This is a genomic window from Chondromyces crocatus (genome assembly GCF_001189295.1).
Lineage (GTDB): Bacteria > Myxococcota_A > Polyangia > Polyangiales > Polyangiaceae > Chondromyces > Chondromyces crocatus.
Map to the genome: position 1 here is coordinate 5,537,935 of NZ_CP012159.1, position 21,086 is coordinate 5,559,020.

Annotated in this window: 10 protein-coding genes; 8 read left to right on the top strand and 2 right to left on the bottom strand. The window is 68.4% G+C overall.

Going from position 1 to position 21,086, the window contains the following annotated elements; all coding sequences use genetic code 11:
* Positions 1-142: 142 nt before the first annotated feature.
* Entirely contained in the window at positions 143-2,311 is a 2,169-nt protein-coding gene (locus CMC5_RS47715; RefSeq protein ID WP_050431982.1) for a thrombospondin type 3 repeat-containing protein, read from the bottom strand.
* Positions 2,312-2,456: 145 nt separating this feature from the next.
* Between CMC5_RS47715 and CMC5_RS20385 the strand changes: the two genes are divergently transcribed.
* Positions 2,457-4,322 carry a sigma 54-interacting transcriptional regulator gene (locus CMC5_RS20385; protein ID WP_050431983.1) on the top strand — a complete coding sequence of 622 codons (1,866 nt, stop codon included), beginning with the start codon at positions 2,457-2,459 and terminating at the stop codon, positions 4,320-4,322.
* Positions 4,323-4,609: 287 nt separating this feature from the next.
* On the opposite strand, the gene CMC5_RS44745 is transcribed toward CMC5_RS20385, so the two are convergent.
* The gene (locus CMC5_RS44745) at positions 4,610-5,176 is read right to left on the bottom strand and encodes a hypothetical protein (RefSeq protein WP_179955529.1); all 567 of its coding nucleotides are present in this window, start codon (positions 5,174-5,176) and stop codon (positions 4,610-4,612) included.
* A gap of 554 nt (positions 5,177-5,730) precedes the next feature.
* On the opposite strand from CMC5_RS44745, the gene CMC5_RS20400 reads away from it, so the two are divergent.
* From CMC5_RS20400 to CMC5_RS20430, 7 genes are all read left to right on the top strand, one after another.
* Entirely contained in the window at positions 5,731-9,348 is a 3,618-nt protein-coding gene (locus CMC5_RS20400; RefSeq protein WP_169796601.1) for a serine/threonine-protein kinase, read from the top strand.
* A gap of 125 nt (positions 9,349-9,473) precedes the next feature.
* Positions 9,474-10,118: a hypothetical protein gene (locus tag CMC5_RS20405; protein WP_050431987.1), complete on the top strand. Its 645-nt coding sequence runs from the start codon at positions 9,474-9,476 to the stop codon at positions 10,116-10,118.
* 39 nt (positions 10,119-10,157) lie between these two features.
* The gene (locus tag CMC5_RS20410) at positions 10,158-11,480 is read left to right on the top strand and encodes a YcaO-like family protein (RefSeq protein WP_082362647.1); all 1,323 of its coding nucleotides are present in this window, start codon (positions 10,158-10,160) and stop codon (positions 11,478-11,480) included.
* Positions 11,477-12,658 carry a TfuA-like protein gene (locus CMC5_RS41680; protein ID WP_063796318.1) on the top strand — a complete coding sequence of 394 codons (1,182 nt, stop codon included), beginning with the start codon at positions 11,477-11,479 and terminating at the stop codon, positions 12,656-12,658. Before CMC5_RS20410 ends, CMC5_RS41680 begins: the two co-directional genes overlap by 4 nt.
* Before the next feature lie 38 nt (positions 12,659-12,696).
* Positions 12,697-13,878, top strand: coding sequence for a hypothetical protein (locus CMC5_RS20420; RefSeq protein WP_156338743.1), 1,182 nt, complete (start codon positions 12,697-12,699; stop codon positions 13,876-13,878).
* Positions 13,879-13,961: 83 nt separating this feature from the next.
* Complete coding sequence (locus tag CMC5_RS20425) at positions 13,962-17,234, top strand: helicase HerA domain-containing protein (protein ID WP_050431989.1); 3,273 nt, start codon at positions 13,962-13,964, stop codon at positions 17,232-17,234.
* Between the two features lie 71 nt (positions 17,235-17,305).
* The gene (locus CMC5_RS20430) at positions 17,306-21,070 is read left to right on the top strand and encodes an effector-associated domain EAD1-containing protein (protein WP_050431990.1); all 3,765 of its coding nucleotides are present in this window, start codon (positions 17,306-17,308) and stop codon (positions 21,068-21,070) included.
* Positions 21,071-21,086: the final 16 nt, after the last annotated feature.

Below are 21,086 nucleotides of genomic sequence, written 5' to 3' on the forward strand. Positions count from 1 at the left end.
AGCCTTGGAGGAACGAACTCGGGAAGGAGGCGTGAACCGGAGGAAGCGGAGAAGAAGGCGTGAGCCCGGGAAGGAGGCATGAAGCGGGGAAGGAGGCGTGCGCCAGGGAAGGAGGCGTGAGCCAGCACGCCGCAGGATCGGATCACCCCCTGCGGCGCCTGCGGAAGGCGAGCAAGAGCGGCAGACCGGCGAGGAGCCAGAGCGCGCTGGTGGCACGGGCGCTGTCGGTACGTGGGAAGGCGCAGGAGAAGCCGCCGCCGTGGAGGCTGGGCTCGGTGGGCGTTGCGCCATTGCCCCCCTGGCCGCTGCCTGGAGTGCCCGCGCCAGCGCCATTGCCCGCCCCGGAGCCACCCGAAGGCGCGCCGCCCCCGTTGCCGCTGCCGCCGACGCCCGTGGTGCTGCCGCCTCCTTCGCCCGAGCTGCTGCTCTCGACGAGACAGCCACCGGCGATGCAGACGCCGCCAGGACAAGGGGCGCCCTCGTTGGAGTAGGGGGCGCACTCGCCGGTGGTGGGGTAGCAGGCCATCACCTGGCAGACGTTCTGGGACGGTGCACAGACGACGGGCTGGGTGCCGATACAGACGCCGCTCTGACAGATGTCGACGGCGGTGCAGGCTTGCCCATCGTCGCAAGACGAGCCATCGGGGCGCGGCGGATCGTTGCAAGAGCAGGCGTCGCCGACGCCATCGCCATTGATGTCCTCCTGCGAAGGATTGGGCGTGCGCGGACAGTTGTCGCTGGCATTGGGCACCCCATCGCCGTCGATGTCGTCGTCGCAGGCGTCACCGATGCCGTCGCCATCGAGATCGGCCTGGCTCGGGTTGTAGACGTCGGGGCAGTTGTCGACGGCGTCGGCGATGCCGTCGCGGTCGCGATCGGCGATCGCGCAAGAGCCATTCTGGCAAACGCCGCCATTGCCGCAGGGCGATCCATTGGGCCGCACGGGGTGGTTGCATGCGCCGGTGGTGGGATTGCACGCGCCCTGCTCGTGGCAATCGTCGGGCGGCGGGCATTGCACAGGAGTCCCCGGGACGCAGGTGCCGGCATTGCATCTGTCGGTCTGGGTGCAGGCATTGCCGTCGTTGCAGGACGCGCCATCGGGTTTCGGGACCGGCGAGCAGTCACCGGTGGCGAGATTGCACACCCCCTGCTCGTGGCAATCGTTGATGGGCGCGCACATCTGCGGGCTGTTGCCCGAGCAGGTCCCGGCCTGGCAGGTGTCGGTCTCGGTGCAGAGATTGTCGTCGGTGCAGGCACTACCATCGGGCGCGGGCGGTGAGACGCAGGTGCCCGTGGCGGGGTTGCATGTGCCCTGGAGGTGGCAAACTGGCGGAGCCGGGCAGACCACGGGATTCGTCCCGGTGCAGACTCCGCTCTGGCACGTGTCGGATTGCGTACAGGCATTGCCGTCGTTGCACGCCGTCCCGTTCGGTCGACTCGGCGTGGAGCACATCCCGTTCGCGGGGTTGCAGGTCCCGGCGTCGTGACAGGCGTCGATGGCAGGGCAGGCCTTGGGGGCGCCGGGCGTGCAGGCGCCGTTCACGCAGGTGTCGTTCTCGGTGCAGGCGTTGCCGTCGTTGCACGCCAGGTTGTTGTTGCTCCGGACGCAGGTGTTGTTGACGCACGAGTCGGTGGTGCAGGGGTTGCCGTCGTCGCACTGCGCGCCGGTCGTGCACCTGCCCGTCGCCCAGAGCCACGTGTCGCTGTACGTGGCGCTTCCGCCGTATTCGTAGACCGCCCCCGCCCACAGGTCGTCGTTGCCGAACGTGACCATCCCGATCGGCTCCCCCAGGGTATCGATGCCGATGAACGACGCGTTTCCCGCCGGCGTCCAGGTCACCTGGCCGAGCATCGTCCCGTTGGTCCCCCAGGCGGTGAGGTACTGCCTTCCATTCACGCTCGCGGTCAGGCCGACCTGCGTCACATTCTGAAGGAAGGTCGCGGTCATGGTGTAGTAGGCGTACTGGCCCACGTGGGAGCCGCCCCCCAGGGGCGAGGGGAAATTGCCGGCGCTGGGGCTGTAGGACGGGAAGTTGCCGGTCCCCGGGGTGGTGCAGCCGGGCAGGATCACGGAGAGTTCTCCGCTCCGCCACAGCAGTCCTTGCGCGGCGTAGATGTCGTTGGGCACCTGGCCCGACGTGGGTCCCTCGTCGAAGTCACCGCGTCCGATGACATCGATCATCTGGCTGACGTGCGTCAGGGCCTGGACGTTGCCGACGGCTGTGATCGACTGGGCCCACGCCGACCCCGCAATGCCCAGGACCGGCAGAGCCACCGCCGCCAGGGTGAGGCCCCGCAACACGATTCCCATCAAGCCAGGCTACTCCGATTCGTGCTGCGTGGGGGCACTCACCTTGCAAGGACGTCCCTCCATGAAGCCGTGGGAAGGACTACCAGGTAGCGGGATGCGCTCTCGGATGCACGAACCTGGGTCATGCGAAGTAGGATGGGGGTTCATGTCCATGGAGAGTGGGAAGGGCAGGGGGGTGGAGACCTGCACCGAGAGGCTACCTGGGGAGCCCGAACTGCCGAGCCCGCCGGAGATGGTTCTCTGGCTGATGGTGCATTACAGCGACGGTGTGGAGCCGGCGCGGCTCGTGGCGGGGCAGCCGCTGGTCGTGGGCCGTACCGACCCGTCGGACCTGCGCATCCCGGACCGAACCCTTTCGCGCACGCACGCGCGGTTCACCCTGTCGGAGGGCCGGATCGTCGTCGAAGACCTCCGATCGACGAACGGCAGCTTCGTCGCTGGCAAGCGGATCGAGCGGGCCGAGATCGAGATCGGCGGCGAGATCATGCTGGGCATGGTCACCGTGCGTGTCAGCGCCTTCGGCACCATCAAGGATGTCTCGGTGGAGGCCGAAGGGCAGTTCCGGCGAAGGCTCGAAGACGAGGCCGCGCGCGCGCACCTCTTCCGCCGCCCCTTCGCCGTCCTGGCAGTGCGGATCCCGGGCGGCGGCACCGAGCGCACCACCGTCGGCGGCTGGACACACGGCCTGACGACGAAGCTGCGCCTCGTCGACAAGCTGAGCCTGTACACCCCGGACACCGCCCTGGTCTTGCTCCCCGAGATGGAGCGCGAGGCTGCCTTAACCGCGGCCAGAGGACTCGCGACCCTCCGCGCCGAGGGCCACGCGCCCTTCCACGTGGGCGTCGCCGTTTACCCCGAGGCGGCGACGACGGTGGACGCCTTGATCGAGCTGGCGCGGGACGCTGCGGCGCGTGCGACCCCTCAGAATCCTGTGGCGTCCGCCTCCACGGCCGCCTGGACCGAGGGCCCGGCCTCCGATCCGGGCGACGACATGATCGTGGGCAAGGCACTTCGGGAGCTGCACGACACCGCCGAGCGCATCGCCGCTTCGGAGCTGAGCGTGATCCTTCACGGCGAGACCGGGACGGGCAAGGAGGTGCTCGCCCATTTCATCCACGAGCGCAGCGCACGGCGGAGCAAGCCGATGGTCTGCGTCAACTGCGGTGCCGTTCCGGCCACGCTGCTGGAGAGCACCCTGTTCGGCTACGAGAAGGGCGCGTTCACCGGCGCGAACCAGCCGCAGACCGGCATGTTCGAAGCGGCTCACGGCGGCACCCTCTTCCTCGACGAGATCGGCGAGCTGTCCCTCGCCGCACAGGCTGCCCTCCTGCGCGTCCTCGAGAGCGGCAAGCTGACCCGCGTCGGCTCGACGAAGGAGAAGGACGTCGACGTCCGCGTCATCGCGGCCACGCACTGCGACCTGGAGGAGATGGTCGCGGAGAAGACGTTCCGTCAGGACCTCTATTTCCGGCTGAACACCATGGTCCTCCAGCTCCCCCCCTTGCGAGAGCGGGTCGACGAGATCGACAAGTTCGTCGACCGCTTCCGGCTGAGGGCGAACAAGATCAACAAGCGCCACGTGAAGGGCATTTCTCGGGACGCCGCCGCGCTGCTGCGCGCCTACACCTGGCCAGGGAACGTGCGCGAGCTGCGCAACGTCGTGGACCGGGCCGTGGTCCTGGCCCGCGGGGAGCTCATCCAGCCCGAGGATCTCCCCTCCCGCTTGCGCGAGGCGAACCCAGCCCCCTCCCTCCAGCCCGACCCCGCGCTGGAGACGCCAGCCCAGGACAGCGCATCGTTGCCCGAGAAGGCGGCGCCCAGTTCCGCCGTGGTGCTGCGGCAACCTTCCGTCCCTTCAGCCAAGATCAAGGCGCAGGTCTCCGAGTTCGAAGCGAAGAAGCTGCGAGAGACCCTGGCCGAGGTGGGAGGCAGCCGCGCCAAGGCCGCCGAGAAGCTCGGGATGCCGCTCCGCACCCTGTCCCGCAAAGTGAAGAAGTACGGTCTCGTGTAGCGCGCCCACGGGCCACGAGCTTTCGTGCTTCAGCGTCCGCGAGGGAGCCGGACGCCGAAACCCCGACAGATCCCGCGGGATCATCCCCCCGGTCGCGCGTTCTGGACCTCGGCGCGACGTGATCGAGCCAGCTGCACGGCGGCGGGGACCTCAGCGCAACCTGATCGAGCCAGCTGCACGGCGGCGGGGACCTCAGCGCAACCTGATCGAGCCAGCGGCACGGCGGCGGGGACCCCAGCGCAGCGTGATCGAGCCAGCGGCACGGCGGCGGGGACCCCAGCGCAGCGTCAGTTGCCGCCGCCCGCGCCGCCGACGCCGCTGCTTCCGCCCGCGCCGCCGACGCCGCTGCTTCCGCCCGCGCCGCCGACGCCGCTGCTTCCGCCCGCGCCTCCTTGACCACCGGAGCCGCCCGAGCCGCCAACACCCTGGCTTCCTCCCGAGCCACCCGAGCCACCGACGCCGGCTCCGCCGCCCTGTCCGCCGGAGCCGCCCTCTCCACCGGCGCCCTGTCCGCCGGAGCCGCCCATGCCGCCTTGGCCGCCGGTACCGCCCTGCCCGCCGGAGCCGCCCATGCCACCTTGGCCGCCTGTGCCGCCCTGTCCGCCCTGTCCGCCGGAGCCGCCCTGACCGCCAGCGCCGCCTGCGGCACCCTGTCCACCTGCGCCGCCTCCTCCGCCCGTGTTCGAGGGCGTTCCACCGGAGCCGCCGTCACCCGTTCCGCCGGCGGAGCCGCTCGTGTCCGTGATCAGGCTCCGATCCGCGGTCGCAATCAGCTCGCAGCCGCTCGCGCAAGAGAGGGCGAGGGTCCCGAGGAGGGCACCGGCCCACCTGCTGGTTCGTCGTTGGCCATTCATGGTGGCCACACCCACAACATGCCAGGTCCGGCGTCAACCTCCTCCGAATCCGACCTCACTGAAGGCCCCCCGGCAGGACCTCCCTGCTGGCCACGGATGGCCAGTCTCTGGCCAGCAGCCTGGCCAGGCTTGGCCAGCCAGCATCGTCGTGATCTGGCCATCGATGGCAGCGCACGGCCATCCAGGGATTTCTGGCGATGGCACGAAGCCTGCTCCAGCGGATCATCGACGTGAACACACGGACCTGCGCCACAACGATGCTCCGCGCCACGCCGCCAGACCGGCTGCATCGCGCACCGCCACCGCACGGAGCGCCATCCTCATCGGGGGCGAGCACGGTGGCGTCGAACGGCGTGCCGGCCGCACCGGGAGCGAGCGCGGGGGCACCGTGGGAAGCGCTTACTCCGCAGCGGGGCACCTTCTCGCTGCAGCCGGGAGCGCCCTCGCCTTGCCGGCGTGAACCTCTGGGCGAAGGGGTGCGTCCGGGTGGGGTAGCATCGCGCCCGGTGATGAGCGTTACGCAGCCAGCAGACCTCCTCCGGGCGGATGCGTCGATGATGTTGGGTTCCTATCGTGTCGTGGGTGTGCTGGCGCGCGGGGGCATGGGCCTCGTGTACCGCGGGGAGCACGAGCGCTCTGGCGAGGCCGTGGCCTTGAAGACGGTGCGCTCTGTCGTGGGCGATCAGCTCGCCAGCATCCGGCGCGAGATCCAGGCGCTGCGGCGGGTGCGGCACCCGGGCATCGTGCGCATCCTCGACGACGGCGTGTCGGAGGGGCTGCCCTGGGTGGCCATGCCGCTCCTGCAAGGTCGCACGCTGCGGCAGCACCTCGCCTCGCTGTGGGTCGAGCCGTCGGGCGAGGCGCGCGGGGCGCGCGGGGCGCGCGGGATCGCCGCAGACAGCGCGGGGACGGCGGCGCTCGCGACGGCGTTGCTCGGTGATGCGGCTGGTCGCGCGTCGGACCATGCGGAGGACTCCGCGCCCGGCGCCGTCACGCCAGGGATGCCGGATGCCTCGAGAGAGGCGGCAGGGACCCGTCCTGTAGCGCGTGGCGCGGTGCTCGCGGGGATGCTGTCGCTGCTGCGACGCCTGTGCGAGCCCCTCGCGTTCCTGCACGGCGAGGGGTTGGTGCACCGGGATCTCAAGCCCGAGAACGTATTCCTCCAGGAAGACGGGAGGCCCGTGCTGGTCGATCTGGGGATCGCCGCGCACGTGGGCGACGCCGGAGGGCGTGAGGTGCTCGAGGTGGCACTCCTCCAGGGGACGCCTCAGTACATGGCGCCAGAGCAGCTCCGTGGCGAGCTGGTCGACGCACGGGCCGATCTCTACGCGCTCGGTTGCATCCTGTACGAGTGCGCGACGGGACAGCCGCCGTTCACGGGGGAGAGCTTCGCCTCGGTGCGCCACCAGCACCTGCACGAGCGGCCCCTGCCGCCCTCGCTGCGTGTTCCAGGGCTGCCCGTCGCGCTCGATCAGCTCGTGCTCCAGCTCCTGGAGAAGCGGCCGGAGGATCGGCCGGGCTACGCGATGGATGTCGCGGCGGCGCTCTCGGCGCTCGGTGCCGACGCAGGCCCGGAAGCAGGGCGCCCCGACGCGGGGCCGACGCCGCGGGCATACCTGTACCGGCCGGGACTCCTGGGTCGCGCCGAGGCGATGACCACTCTGGAGGAGGCGATCGGCGCGATGGCCCGCCGAGAGCGCGGGGGCATGGTGCTGGTTCGGGGCGAGAGCGGCGTGGGCAAGACGCGCCTCTTGCGGGAGATGACGCGGATCGCCGTCCAGCGGAGCGGCTCCCACCAGGAAATCACCGTGCTCGCGGGGCGCTGCGCCGCGCTCGGGACCAGTGAGGGGAGCGTGCGCGGCGAGGGGAGCAGCGGCCCCCTGCACGCCTTCCGCTCGGTGCTCATGGAGGTGGCGGACCGCGCGCGCGCCGGCGGCCACGAGGTGTCCGAGCATTTGCTCGGGCCGCGCGGCAAGATCCTGTCGGTCTACGAGCCCGCACTCCTGGGTCTGCCAGGTCAGCAGGAGCAGCCCACACCAGCGGCGCTACCCCCGGAGGCCGCGCGGGCCCGCGTGATCGCGTCGCTGGAGGAGACGATCACGGCCCTGTCGGCGTCGTCCCCGCTGCTCCTGGTGCTCGACGATCTGCAGTGGAGCGACGAGCTGTCGTTGAGCCTCGTGGAGGCGCTCTCGCGCGAGAGCGAGGCGCGCCGCGGCGTGCTGGTCGTCGCGACCTACAGGGCGGAGGAGACGCGGCCCGAACTGGAGGCGCTGTCCGCGCTCCCCGGGGTGAGGTCGATCGCGCTGAGCCGCCTGGACGCGCCGAGCGTCAAGGCGATGGTCTCCGACATGCTCGCCCTGCGGACACCGCCGCGCGGGGTGCTGGAGGCGCTGGTCGGGCACTCGAGCGGCAACCCGTTCTTCGTGGCGGAGTACCTGCGGGCGGCGATCGGTGAGGGGATGCTGCGGCGCGACGCAGCCGGGCGGTGGCAGTTCGAGGCCGGGAGCCCGGGATCCGCCCTGTCGTCGCTCCCGCTGCCCGACACGCTCGCCGCGCTGGTGGAGCGGCGGCTGCGGCGGCTGGAAGACGGCGGCCGTGCGCTGCTGGCCTGGGCCGCAGTGCTGGGTCAAGAGCTGGAGACGGAGCTGCTCCTCGCCGGCGCCTCGAGCGAGGCAGAGGCCGAGGAAGCCATCGAGGCGCTGCGGGTCCGGCAAGTGCTGGAAGCTGGACCGGGTGGAAGGCTGCGGTTCGTGCACGACAAGATCCGCGAGATCGCCTACGAGCGCCTTGGCGAAGCCGCGCGCCTGGAGCTGCACCGCAAGGCAGGGGCGCTGCTGGAGGCGCGCCACGGCGAGGCGCGCGACATGGCGTCGACCCTGGCGCACCATTTCCTGCGCGGTCGTGTGCACGGCAAGGCTGGGCGGTACTTCGCGCGTGCCGCGGAGCGAGCACGGGAGGTCTACGCGAACGGCGAGGCCATCCGGTTCTACCAGGCGGGCATCGAGGCGGTCCGAGAAGAGGCGGCCCGTGGTGGCGAGTTCGGCGAAGGGGAGATGCCGGATCTCGCTGCCCTGCACGAGCGGCTCGGCGACGTGCTCGGGCTGGTAGGGCGCCAGGGCGACGCGCGCGGCGCGTACGAGGCCGCGCTCGCCGTGGGGCCCGAGCCTCCGCATCTCCATCCGGCGCGGCTGTTGCGTAAGCTCGGAGAAAGTCTGGAGCTGCACCACGATCATGACGCAGCCCTCTCGCGGTACGCGGAGGCCGAGGCTGCGCTGGGCGAGAGGCCAGCCGGTCGTGCCGCGGCCTGGTGGGACGAGTGGCTGCTCGTGCAGATGAACTGCATCGCCATTCATTACTGGCGTGCGGACGTCGAGCGCGTGCGCGCGCTGGTCGAGACGATTCGCCCTGTGGTCGAAGAGAACGCGACGGCCATGCAGCGCGCACACTTCTTGAGCGTGCTGGTGAAGATGAACCTCCAGCGAGAGCGCTACGCGACCTCTGCCGAGACCGTGCAGCTCTCGCGTGCCTGCTTCGCCGCCTTCGAGCAAGCCGAGGGCACCCCGGAGGGACTCCTCTCGTTGAGGGCGCGCTTCAGCTTGGGGTTCAACCTCATGATGAATGACGCCCACCTGGAGGCCGAGGAGCAGTTCAGCGCCGTGCTGCACATCGCCGAGCGCACCGGGGACATCGAGATGCAGACGCGCTGCCTGTCTTACCTGGCGATCGTCCAGCGGCGATTGGGTCGGCTGCTGCTCGCCGAGACCCTGGCCGAGCGGAGCCTGGCCACCGCCCGGGCCGCGGGAATGAACGAGTACGCTGGCGCCGCCCTGGGGACGCTGGCCTGGGTCGCGCTTCGCCGCGGTCACCACGACGAGGCGGCGATGCGCGCCCAGGAAGCCCTCGCGCACTGGGCTCCCTCGTCGCACGTCTACCCGTTCGAGTGGGTCGCGCGCCTGCCCCTCCTCGCGCATCTCCTCCGCGTGGAGGCCGGAGACGAAGACATTTTGGTTCACCTGAAGGCCATTCTCGACACCCGGCAGCAGCGCTTGCCGGATGCGATCGCAGACGCGCTGAGCCAGGCAGAGGAAGCTGGACACCGCGGGTCGAACGAACAGGCCCGCACCGCGCTCGCGCGGGCGATCGAGGCCGCTGCGGAGCAGGGATTCGCTTGAGCTGATTCGCGCCTTTCGAGTTCGTCCCGGCGTTGCCGGGCATTGATTTCGCGGCAGGCGAGGCATGCGGCCTCGCTGGTTCGCCGCGTCATGGACCCGTCCGTGCGGACGGGAGGAGCAGTGTCATGTCCATCGAGAGTCTGAACGTCGACGATCCGCGCAGTTTCATCTTCACCATCGATGGCTCTCCGGAGCCTCTGTATCAGGTCGAGTCGAGGCAGTGGGCACGCCCGGAATACCGCTGGGCGGCGTCGGAGATCCCGGCCGAGATCCGCACCAAGGTCGCCGAGCTGGAATCGAACGGGAAGCCCGGCGCCTTCGTGCGGTTCGAGGATGACCAAGATGGCGTCTACGTCATCTGTGAACAGAACATCAAAATGGTCCCCGAGGTGGCCGACGAGGATGTGCTCATCGCAGGGAGCCTCAATGCGAGCAGCGGCCGCTCCCTTTCTCATTACGACATCGTCGTCCACGCGAAGGCCGGTCCAGTTCCCAGCAATGGCGAGACGCTCTCGACCGAGATCGGTGAATATTACGTCATTCGCTACGAGAACTGGGGCCGCTACGTGCTCCATCAGAGCATGCGGCCCCAGGACGTCGTGACGACCAAGGAGATCCTGCTCCTGCTCGAGCGACTTCACGGGACGAACTTCCTGTCGATGACGCCCGACAAGCCGGAGGAGGGCCTCCCTCCGAACGTCGATGGGCCGACCGACGCAATCGTCGCCTGCAATTGCTACGTCCTCAACCTGGCGCGCTTCAAGCGCTGAACCCACCGATTGCAGCTCTCCGACGATTGAAGAGGCACCATGAATCCCACCCCGAACGCAACCTCTCCGGACCCCGCGGCCCCCCCCACCGCCGCGGGATCGGCGGGGCCCGCAGCCCCCCTGAGCCCCACGCCGCCGGCCGCAAAGCAGTTCCTCGCCGGCACCCACCGGATCGTCGCTCCTGAAGAGACGGTGGCGCACGTCCGGAGGTTGATGCCGGTGATGGGAATCACCCGCATCGCCGACGTCACCGGCCTCGACACGCTCGGCGTGCCCGTGGTCATGGTGACGCGGCCAGGTGCCCGCTCGATCTCGGTCTCGCAGGGCAAGGGGCTGACGCTCGACGCGGCCCGCGCCTCGGGGTTGATGGAGTCGGTCGAACACTGGCACGCGGAGCACGTGCAGCTCCCCCTCAAGCTGGGGACCGTCAACGAGCTCCGCTACCGGCACCGGCTGATCGACGTCGGCCGCCTACCGCGCCTCGCCATCGGGGCATTCCACGACAACCTGCGCCTGTTCTGGGTGGCGGGGATGGACCTCGCGGTGGGCGCGCCGACGTGGGTGCCCTTCGAGATCGTGCACGCCGACTACTCGTTGCCGCTCCTTGCTGGCACGGGCTGCTTCGTGATGAACACGAGCGGCCTGGCCTCGGGCAACCACCCGCACGAGGCGGTCAGCCACGGGATCTGCGAGCTGATCGAGCGTGACGCGGCCACCTTGTGGCACCTGTCGAGCGAGGCGCACAAGTGCGCCACCCGCGTCGACCTGGGCACGGTGGACGACCTGGCCTGCCGTGACATCCTCGACCGGGTGACGCGGGCCGGGGTGGCGGTCTTCGTCTGGGAAATCACCTCCGACGTGGGCGTGCCGGCCTTCTCCTGCACGATCGTGGACGCGGAGCCCAACCCCTACCGCACCGTGGCGCCGATGCGCGGTTACGGCTGTCACCCCTCGCGCGGGGTGGCCCTGCTGCGGGCCCTGACGGAGGCCGCGCAGAGCCGATTGACGGTGATCACCGGCGCGCGTGACGACATCCGGGCGCAAGGGAACGGCCCCGAAGAAGATCTGCGCGCCGCGCGGCATTTCCTTTCACTCCATGCCAGGCAGGAGACGCCTCGCCGGTTCGACGAGGCGCCCGACAACCCGAGCGAGACGCTCGACGAGGACGTGGCCTGGGAGCTGGAGCGCCTGCGCGCCGTGGGCCTCGACCAGGTGGTCACCGTCGATCTCTCCCGCCCCGAGCTGGGCGTGCCGGTGGTGCGGGTGGTGATCCCAGGGCTCGAGCCCCTCTACGACGTGCCCGGCTTCGTGCCCGGTGCGCGGGCGCGGGCGCGGTGGTGCGCCGAGGAGCATGCGTCGTGACCGTGTTCGTCTTCGCAGGGCCGACGATCTCGGCCGCCGAAGGGGAGGCGCACCTGTCCGCGGTGTTCCTGCCCCCCGCCGCCCAAGGCGATCTGTACCGCGCCGCGCTGGAGAAGCCGGCCGCGATCGGACTGATCGACGGCTACTTCGAGCGCATCCCGTCGGTCGCCCACAAGGAGATCCTCTGGGCGATGGCGCAAGGGGTGCACGTGTTCGGCGCCGCGAGCATGGGGGCGCTGCGCGCAGCCGAGCTGTCGCTGTTCGGGATGGAGGGCGTGGGCGCCATCTTCGAGGGGTATCTCCGCGGGGAGCTCGAGGCCGACGACGAGGTGGCCGTGGCCCACGCCGCCGTGGAAGACGACTACCGGCCCCTGAGCGAGGCCCTGGTGAACGTGCGCGCGACCCTGCGGGCCGCCGTGCGCGCGGGGGTGATCGTGGAGGAATTGCGCGTGCAGCTCGAAGGGATCGCGGCGCGGGCGTTCTACGCGGACCGCTGCTATCCGCTGCTGTTCGAGCAGGCCGCCCAGGAGGGGGCTGACCCTGATGCGCTCGCGGCACTGCGCACCTTTCTGGTGGAGGGGCGGGTGGACCAGAAGCGGCTGGACGCACTGGCGCTGCTGCGGGTGATGCGGGAGCGGTTCACCGAGAAGGTGGCACCGAAGCGCGTTCGGTACCACTTCGAGCCCACCGATGCGTGGGAGCTGATCCGGGAGAGCGCGACGCACCGGGTGTTCGAGGCCGGTGTCTGCGCGGTGGATCCGGCGGTGGAGGCGCTGATGCGGCAAGGGGGGAAGCGCTATGCGGCAGCGCGTCGGGGGGCACTGGGGCGAGCGTTGTCGCTCGAGGCCGCGCGGCGGCAGAACGTGGCGTCCGAGGGAGCAGTGCTCACGGTGGCGGTGGAGTCGCTGTGCCGGGAGCACGGTCTGCGCAGCTTGAGCGAGCTGAGGGGATGGCTCGCCGCGCAGGAGGTGGAGGAGGTGGATCAGTTCCTGAAGGAAGAGGCGCAAGTGCGCTGGGCCGCGCTGCTCTACGGGCAGGACACGGATCGGTGCCTGGCGGACCACCTGCGGGCGACGGGGGAATACGCGGGGCTGCGGGCGGGGGTGGTGGAGGGGGGCGTGGATGTTGGGGCGGGGGAAACGCAGGGCCTGAAGGCCGTGACGGAGGATGGACGATGAGTGCTTCGGGGAAGACGGCGGTGGCGCGACTCGGGAAGTTGAGCCTGCTGTGGTTGCTGACGCGGCGGGACCACACGGGGACACGGAAGGAACTCGGTGATGCGCTGGAGGTGGTGCTCAAGGGCGAGCTGAGTCTGGGGGAGGCGAAAAGAGCGATTGATGAGGTCCTGGAGCGGCTGACATCGACGAAGGTCGTCGATAATGCGCGAAGGGTCGCGCTGAGGCTGACGAGAACTGGGCAGGAGGCCGCGCGAGCCGAGGTAGAGCGGTTGGGGATCAAGTTGTCCCCCGCAGGCCTGAGCTGGCGGGAGCTCAAGAAGCGCATCTTGAGCGCGCCCCATGTGGACCTGACGGATGGTGGTAAGTCGAGCGATGCGAAGGTAGCTGAGACGACGAGCAGCGCCCAGGCGCCCGTCACGAAGGGTGAGGGTAAGGCGTCGAGCGCCAAGGGGAACGATGCGCTGCCTGGGAAAGCGGACGAGATCCGGGCAGCGATTCTTGCGAGGAGATACCAGCTCGACCTCGGGCCTTCGCCCACGCTCGCCCAGGTTCGCGATGCACTCACATGGCGGCAAATCGAGGAGATCACGACGGAACCCTTCGGGATCACAGAGGTGCGGGAGGTGCTGTTGAATCGTTTGCTGGCGCGGGAAAAGGGTGAGCGTCTGGTGCTGACGAATGAGAAAGGCAAACGGTTGGACTGGAAGACGGTGCTCAACATCCTTGCCGCGAATGCGGTGGGCGCTCGGAAGGCCGACGCTGGTGAGCTGTACGCAGCATTCACCCGGCAATGGCTGCGGGATTCTGCAGGTGAGGGAGGTGCGGGACCGCAGCACGAGGAGGACTCGACGACGAATGGTCTCAGCCAGACGCAGGACACCACCGTCAAGCCCGACACCAAGCCCGTCATCAGGAATCTGGTCGCGCTGCCGGTCGATGAAGCTGCCTTCGCTGCACGTGTCAAGGAGGCGGCAAAGGCGACGAAATCAGGGCGGGTCGGGGAGGACAAGGTGCTCATCTCGCACGTGCGCCGCCGTCTGGAGGAAGAGGGCGCTGCGATCGATGATGTCGACGCTTTCAAAGCAAGACTCGTATCGGCGCACCGAAAGCAACTCCTCTCGCTCGGCCGTGCTGATCTCGTCGAGGCGGTGGCGCCGGAGGATGTCGATGCTTCGGAGACGCACTACATGAGTTCCACGTTCCATTTCGTTCGTATCTAGGTTCGGGACGGCGACGCAGAGAGCCCCTCCGGTTTCATCGAGTGGGTAGCGCGTCGCGAAAGAAGGAAGGGATGGGTAGGCCCATGGCGGAGCATGACGCCCTGCTGGACGTGTTCCTGTCGAACACGAAGAAGGAAGTGTTCCATTCGGTGGAGCACCGGCACCAGATCTGGCGGGAGAACCCATTCGACGTCGAATGCGTCCACGAGCGAGCGCGTTCGGAGTTTCAGCGGCAGCTCGCGCAGATCACGACGCCGCCTGGGCTGGACTCGGGTCGCATCTTGCTGCTCCTCGGCGAGTCGGGGAGCGGCAAGACACACCTTGTCCGATCATTTCGCAACTACGTTCACCGCGATGGGCTGGGGTTCGTCGGCTACATGCAGATGACGACGGCGGTATCATACCAGCGCTATCTGGTGAGCAACCTGATCGATTCGCTGGATCAGCCTTACTATGAATCTCTGGGAACGACCTCCGGGCTGACACGGCTTTCAATAGCCGTCGCTTCCAGGTGTGGGGACCCGAAGAGCATCAGCGAGCTGGCCGAGAATCCCGATCTCTCCCGCGATGATGTCGTCGAGCTCGTCGAAGAAGCAGCGGACCGCCTGATAGCCAATCCACGTTACGCTGACCTCGATCTGGATCTGATCCGGGCCTTGCTCTACCTCCAGCGGCAGGATCCGGGTCTCAAGAAACGGGTCGTGAAGTACCTACGCTGCGAGACACTCTCCGAGCGGGATAGCAAATTCCTGGGAGGAATGACCTCGAAGCAAGGAGACGAGGACGCACAGAAGCTCGTCGAGCACATCGGCCGGCTGATGTGGGCCTTTGATTCGCGCGCCCTCGTCATCTGTGTCGATCAGTTCGAAGACGCGTACCAAAGTGATGAGGCCGAGGTGCTGTTCCGGCGTGCCATGACCTCGCTCTGCGCTCTCGCCGACCAGGTGCCGTCGTCTCTCGTCGTGCTTGCGTGCCTCGAAGACTATTACACCAAGCTCAAGCCCCGGCTCACCCGCTCCACGCTCGATCGCATAGAGCATGATCCGGCTCCGGTGCGGCTATTGACCGAGCGGAGCGCGAAGGAGGTCGAGATGATCATCCGGCAGCGCCTCGGTCACCTCTATGAGGCGTCGGGCCTCAAGGCGCCGAACGGTGCGCTCGACACCATTTATCCCTTTCCACTGTCGTTCGTCAGACAGCTCGAAGGGCTTCGCGTGCGCTCGGTGCTCGACGAGTGTCGCATGTACCGGGATGCCTGTATCGAGGCACGTGAGGTCGTTGCGCCACCAAGCAGCGGCACCCAGCGCCGCCACCAAAAATCTGCGCCCGACGAGCGGCTCATCAAGGTAGCGAAGGAGAAGCTCGAGCAGGAGTGGAATGACTTCCTGGCCCAGCAGCAAGAGGAGCCACCCGAAGAGGATGAGGAACTCGCGGAACTCTTCGGCTGGGCCATCCAGGCGGCCGCCGAGGAACTGGAGAGCGGCCACCGCTGCGAAGTCCAGGTCAAGGGGTCGATGATCGATGTCCGGGTCCAGGTGCCGCTGCTCGGCAACAAGTTCCGGATCGGTGAGGAGATACTCGTGGCGCTGTGCAACAAGGCGCCGCAGGGGGGAGGACTCAAGGCGCAGATCCAGAAGGCACACGAGCTGGCAGGCCACCGTGTCGCGGCAATGCTCCGCTGCGGCGACTTTCCAAGCAATCAGAAGACACAGGTTGCGCAGGCGCTCGCTGCCATCCTGAAGAAGGGGGGCAGGAAGGCCGTCGTCGAGGACAGTGACTGGCGCAAGATCGGAGCGTTCCGGAGGTTCCGGAACAGGGCCGAGCGACGGGAGCACTTCATGGCCTGGCTCATGGAGGAAAACCACCTGTCGCGGCTGATGCCGCTCATCGACGTGCTCGATCTCGACCGGATGGAGCGCTTCGAGCCAGCCGTCCCGGTGAGCCAGCGGCCGACCGTAGTAATTCCGCCCGTGTGCCGACCTTCCAGGCCCGACGAGCCGGTCCCCTCGAACTTCACGGAGCCGGATACGATGGAGAGCGTTGCCCCTCCTCGGCGCGTGGATCCTACTCCGCCCCCCAGTCCGGTCGTGGTGGAGGAAGGTCCCGTCGTGCTGGGCGTCTCGGGGGAGCTCGTCACCCAGCCCGTCGTCATCGACATGGCGGCGCTCACCTCCCACGCGGCGTTCCTTGGTAGCACGGGGAGCGGCAAGACGACGCTGGCGCTCAACCTCATCGAGCAGCTCGTACTTCGCGGCGTTCCGGCGATCCTCGTCGACCGCAAGGGAGATCTCTGTGCGTACGCTCGCGAGGCACCCTGGAACCAGCGGCATCCCGAGCCCGCGCTGGAAGCAAGACGGCAGGCGTTGCGCGAGCGCATCGACGTCGCGGTCTTCACGCCTGCCCACAGGGAAGGTCGTCAGCTTGCACTTTCCCTGGTGCCGCGTGGTCTCGACTCGCTGCCCGACCTGGAGCGAGACGCCGCGGCGAAGTACGCGGCCGAGGCGCTGGGTGACATGCTCGGCTATCGACAGACCCGCAAAGACAGGGGGCTACGGGCCGTCTTGGTGCAGGCCTTCCTGCTCTTCGCAGAGAACGGCAACGCAGACCGGCTCAATCTCAAATCGCTGATCTCGTTCATTGGCGACGAAGATCCTGCGCTCGTCGCAGCGCTCGGGCGCCTCGACACCAAGCTGTTCAAGGATCTGGTGCAGGACCTCCAGGTGCTTCTGCTCAGCTCATCGGAGCTATTGGCCTCGGACGGAGAGCGCCTAGATGCGGAGCTGCTCCTCGGCCTGGGGCCCCACGCCCGCCCCGGAAAGACGCGAATCAGCATCATCAGCACCAAGTTCCTGGGCGACAATGCTCGGGTCCTCTTCTGGGTGTCGCAGCTTCTGCTGACGCTGACCCGCTGGGTGACCCGAGCGCCTTCGCCTCGCTTGCAGGCGGTGGCGATGTTCGACGAGGCGGACGTCTACCTGCCGGCGCAGTCCCAGCCCGCCACGAAGGGGCCCATGGAGAACCTGCTGCGCCGCGCGCGCTCGGGCGGCCTGGGGATCTTCCTGGCCACCCAGAGCCCTGGGGACCTCGACTACAAGTGCCGGGACAACATCCGGAGCTGGTTCGTCGGGCGTGTCGCCCAGAACGTGGCGCTGGAGAAGATGAAGCCGCTCTTCGCCGAGGCCCGGGTCAACGTGGCGGGGAAGATCCCGGGGCAGGGGGTTGGGGAGTTTCACCTGCTTCAGGACGGTCGCGTGACGCCCTTCAAGGCGCACCAGGCGCTCCTTCGCACCGAGCAGGTGCCAGAGCACGAGATCTTGCGGCTCGCGGCGCTGCGCAGGCGCGCCCAGGCCCGTTGAGCGCAAGGTCTCGACGAGAGGACATCCAGGGGTGCCCGCGGGGCACGACCGAGCGACACGAGAGGTGACGCGTGGACGGCGAGATCATCAATTTCGAGGAAGAGCAATACCGGCACGAGCGGCTATTCGCTCGGCAGGACGTGCTCGATCGGCTTCAGGGCTGGCTGGTTGGCGAGCGGGCTCTCTACCGGGGGTGGGTGTTCCTGCTCGGGGGCCCGGGGGTCGGCAAGAGCGCCATCCTTGCAGAACTCCTGAAGGTGCTCCCTGAGCAGACGCCCCGGCACTTCATCCGACGGGGGAACGAGGGGTGGGATCGGCCCGAGGTGATGGTGCAGAACCTCTGCGCCCAGATCGAGCGGCTCTTCTCGGAGCCCGTCGATACCTCCCTGCCGCTGGACGCGCGGCTCGGGGATTTGCTCCGGCGGGTATCGAGAAAGATGCTGGATCCTTACAAGCAGCGGCTGGTCCTCGTGCTCGACGGCCTGGACGAGGCGGTGAGCGACACCGCCGGGAAGAACCCCCTGCCGCGCTTCCTGCCCCGGGTGCTGCCGCCCGGCGTGGTGCTGCTGTGCGCATCGAGGCCGGTCCACCCCGACCTGGACGGGCTCCTCCAGCACGACAAGGTGCAAAGGATCGATCTTGATGACGGCGCCTGGACCGCTTCCAACGAGGCGGCATGCCGTGCGTTCTGGGAGCATTACGCGGCCACGTTCGATCCGCCCCTCGATGCGACCTTCGTCCGCGAGGCAGTGCGGCGTGCCGGTGGGAATTTGCTGCACGCGATCCGGCTGCGAGACTGGCTGGAGGACCAGCCCCCCGAGCGGCGGATCGTGAAGAACATCCCGAAGCAGCTTTCGGGTTTCCTGTCCCAGATCTGGTCCGAGCTGCTCAAGCTGGACGACGCACGCAGCACGCTGGTCGTGACCGGTCTCGGGGTCGCCTGCGCAGCGCGTGAGGCGCTTCCAGCCTACCTTTTCCGCGAACTGCTCGAGTGGTCGTCGAGCAGCGAGGAAGAGGATTTCCTCCGTGTCACGCGCCCCTTCCTTCGCCAGGAGAACGCGCACTGGCATCCGGACTGCCCGGCATACCGGCTGTACCACGAGTATTTTCGCGAATTCATCGTCTGGCAGCTCGGCGAGCCGCGGATCCGGGAGCTGAACCGGCTGCTCGCGAGCACCCTTGCTCAGTGGCCCTCGATTGCAGGGACCTCGTCTCACCGGGGTTATGCCCTCCGGCACGCCGTCACCCATCGCATCGAAGGCGGGATGCTGGAGGAAGCGCGCACGCTCTGCACGAACGTCGTCTACATGGAGGAGAAGTGCCGTGGCCTCGGGGTCGCTGCAGTCGAACGGGATCTGGAAGCCGTGATTCGCGCCTCGGGGGCTGAAGGGTCGCTGGATCTGGCCACGGTACTCGCTGCCCTCGGCGCGGAAGCGAGTCGGCTCCGTGCCAGCCCGGCGCTCTTGCCCGCGCTGCTCTACAACCGTCTGCGCTGCGCTGGATGGTCGCCCGATCGCATTGGCACAGTGCTTCATTTTCCGGCAGGACTCCCGTCGCTTCGGCTGAGGCACGGTGTGCGCTTGGGGCCGACGCTGCTGCACACGTTCGTGGGCCACGAAAGGCCGGTCAGCGCTTGCGGGGTGACGCCGGACGATGGGCTGCTGCTTTCGGCATCCGCAGATCGCACGCTCCGTCTGTGGGCGCTCGGCTCGGGGGAGCCCCTCGCGGTGCTTCGAGGGCACGAGGACGAGGTGACATCCTGCGCGATCACTGCCGATGGGAAGATGGCCGTTTCCTCCTCGGTCGACGCGACCCTGCGGGTCTGGGATCTCACGGCGCAGCGTTGCCTCGTCTCGCTGGAGCACGAGGGGCGCTGGGTCACCGCCTGCGCCGTGAGTCCAGACGGGAAGCGGGTGGTCGGCGGCCTGGATAATGGCCGGATCACAGTGTGGGACCGGGCCTCACGGAGGCTCGTCGGATCGCTTCAAGGGCACGCGGACTACGTGACCGCTTGCCAGGTGACAGCAGACGGCAAGCGCGTCGTCTCCGCGTCGCGGGATCGCACGGTGCGGGTCTGGGACATCGCTTCTGGCGCATGCACGCACACCCTCCGACGTGAAGATGTGGTCGGCAGCAAGGTTCCGGCCGAACGCGAGGAGGCGGGGTGGATGACGGCGCTTCTCTTGCTCCACGGTGGATTGCAGGCGGTGTCGGTGGCGGGCGACGGCCTCGTGATGCGCTGGGATCTCGGGACGGGGCATTGCGCACAGCGGTTCGGTGCGGGGCAGGGACGCGTGGACGCTTGCGCGCTTCTCCACGACGGCCGTCACCTCGTGTGCGGGATGGCGGATGGGAGCATCCACGTCTGGGATCTCGGCGGGGGCCGCCTTCTGCGTCGCATGGACGCGGCCCATGGGGGCCCGGTGTCCGCTCTCTCGGCGACGCGCGATGGGCGTCGTCTCGTGTCGGCCTCGTCTGACCGCGGCCTCAAACTCTGGGATCTGGGTGGCCCTGAAGGACTCTCCGCGCGAGGGCGGCACACCGCGCCCGTGGCCGCGTGTGCGGTGACGCCAGACGGAAGGTGGGCCGTTTCGGCCTCCGAGGATCGGACGCTGAAAATCTGGGACGTCAGGACGGGCGCTTGCCGCGGGACGCTTCCGAAGCACGAGGCTCTGGTAACGGCGTGCGCCATCTCAGCAGACGGTCAGCGCGTGCTTTCCGGAGCCAGCGACGGGAGCGTGAGGCTGTTGCGTCTCGGTGCCAAAGACGCAGAGCCCATCAGGAGCCACGAAGCGCTGGTGAGCGGGGCTGCGCTCCTTGGCGATGGGCGTATCGTCACGGCATCGGCGAACGGTGAAATCGGCATCGCCGTGCCCGCGACGTCAGAGGCTCTCGTGGCCTTCCGTGGTGATTTCGGCCCTGTCGTCGGCTGTGCCATGACCCCGGACGGGGCGCATGCGTTGACGATCTCGCGGGAGGGGCCCCCGGTGCTGTGGGACCTTTCGACCCGTGCCCCGAGGCTCGTGCTGAGCGATGCCACGGCGGTCTTTCTTTCGTGTGCGCTCAGCCGCAACGGCGATCGCACCGTCCTGGGGCGTGAGGACGGCGTGGTGGAGGTGCGTGATCTGGTCTCGGGACAGGTTTTGCACGAGCTTCGCGGTCACACATCGCGGGTTTTCGGGTGTGCGATCTCCCCGGATGAGACACGGGTGATATCGGCCTCCGAGGACGAGACGCTGCGCGTGTGGAGCCTGGAGAGCGGCGAGTGCTTGGGGATGGTCCAGGGAACCTCGTGGTTTCGCTGCGTGGCGGTGGGTCAGGGGGTGATCTGCGCTGGAGACCAAGAGGGGGACCTCTGGATGATTGCCTCCGAAAAACAGGAGTCATTCCTGCTTCCCCCCAAGCCGCCAATCCCTCCGGCGCAGCCGAATCCTCCCGGGCCGGAGATGCCTCATCCACCGAAACGTCTGAATCAGCCGATCGAATCGGGGGCGACGGCCACCGGCATCATGGTTCCTCCCCCAGAGCCTCCGAGGCAGCCGCCTTCTTCCGACCCGTGGAATGACAGCGCGATGGTGCTTGCGAGGCTGCGTGATGTGCTGGCGAAGATCTACGACAGCGAGGTGAGCGCTCGGCGCCTCGTCATGGATGTCGGGCTCGACGAGCGGCGCATCCTGTTCATCGGAACGCTTCAGGACATCTGGCACGCCATTCTTCGGGAGGCAGTGAAGACCGACCGAGTTGCTCTGCTCATGGAATGGGTATTGGGAGAATACCCCGAGAATCCGGCACTCATCGACTTCAAGCGTCGGTTCTTTAGTCACGGGCGCGTCTGATCTCATTCGTTTCATA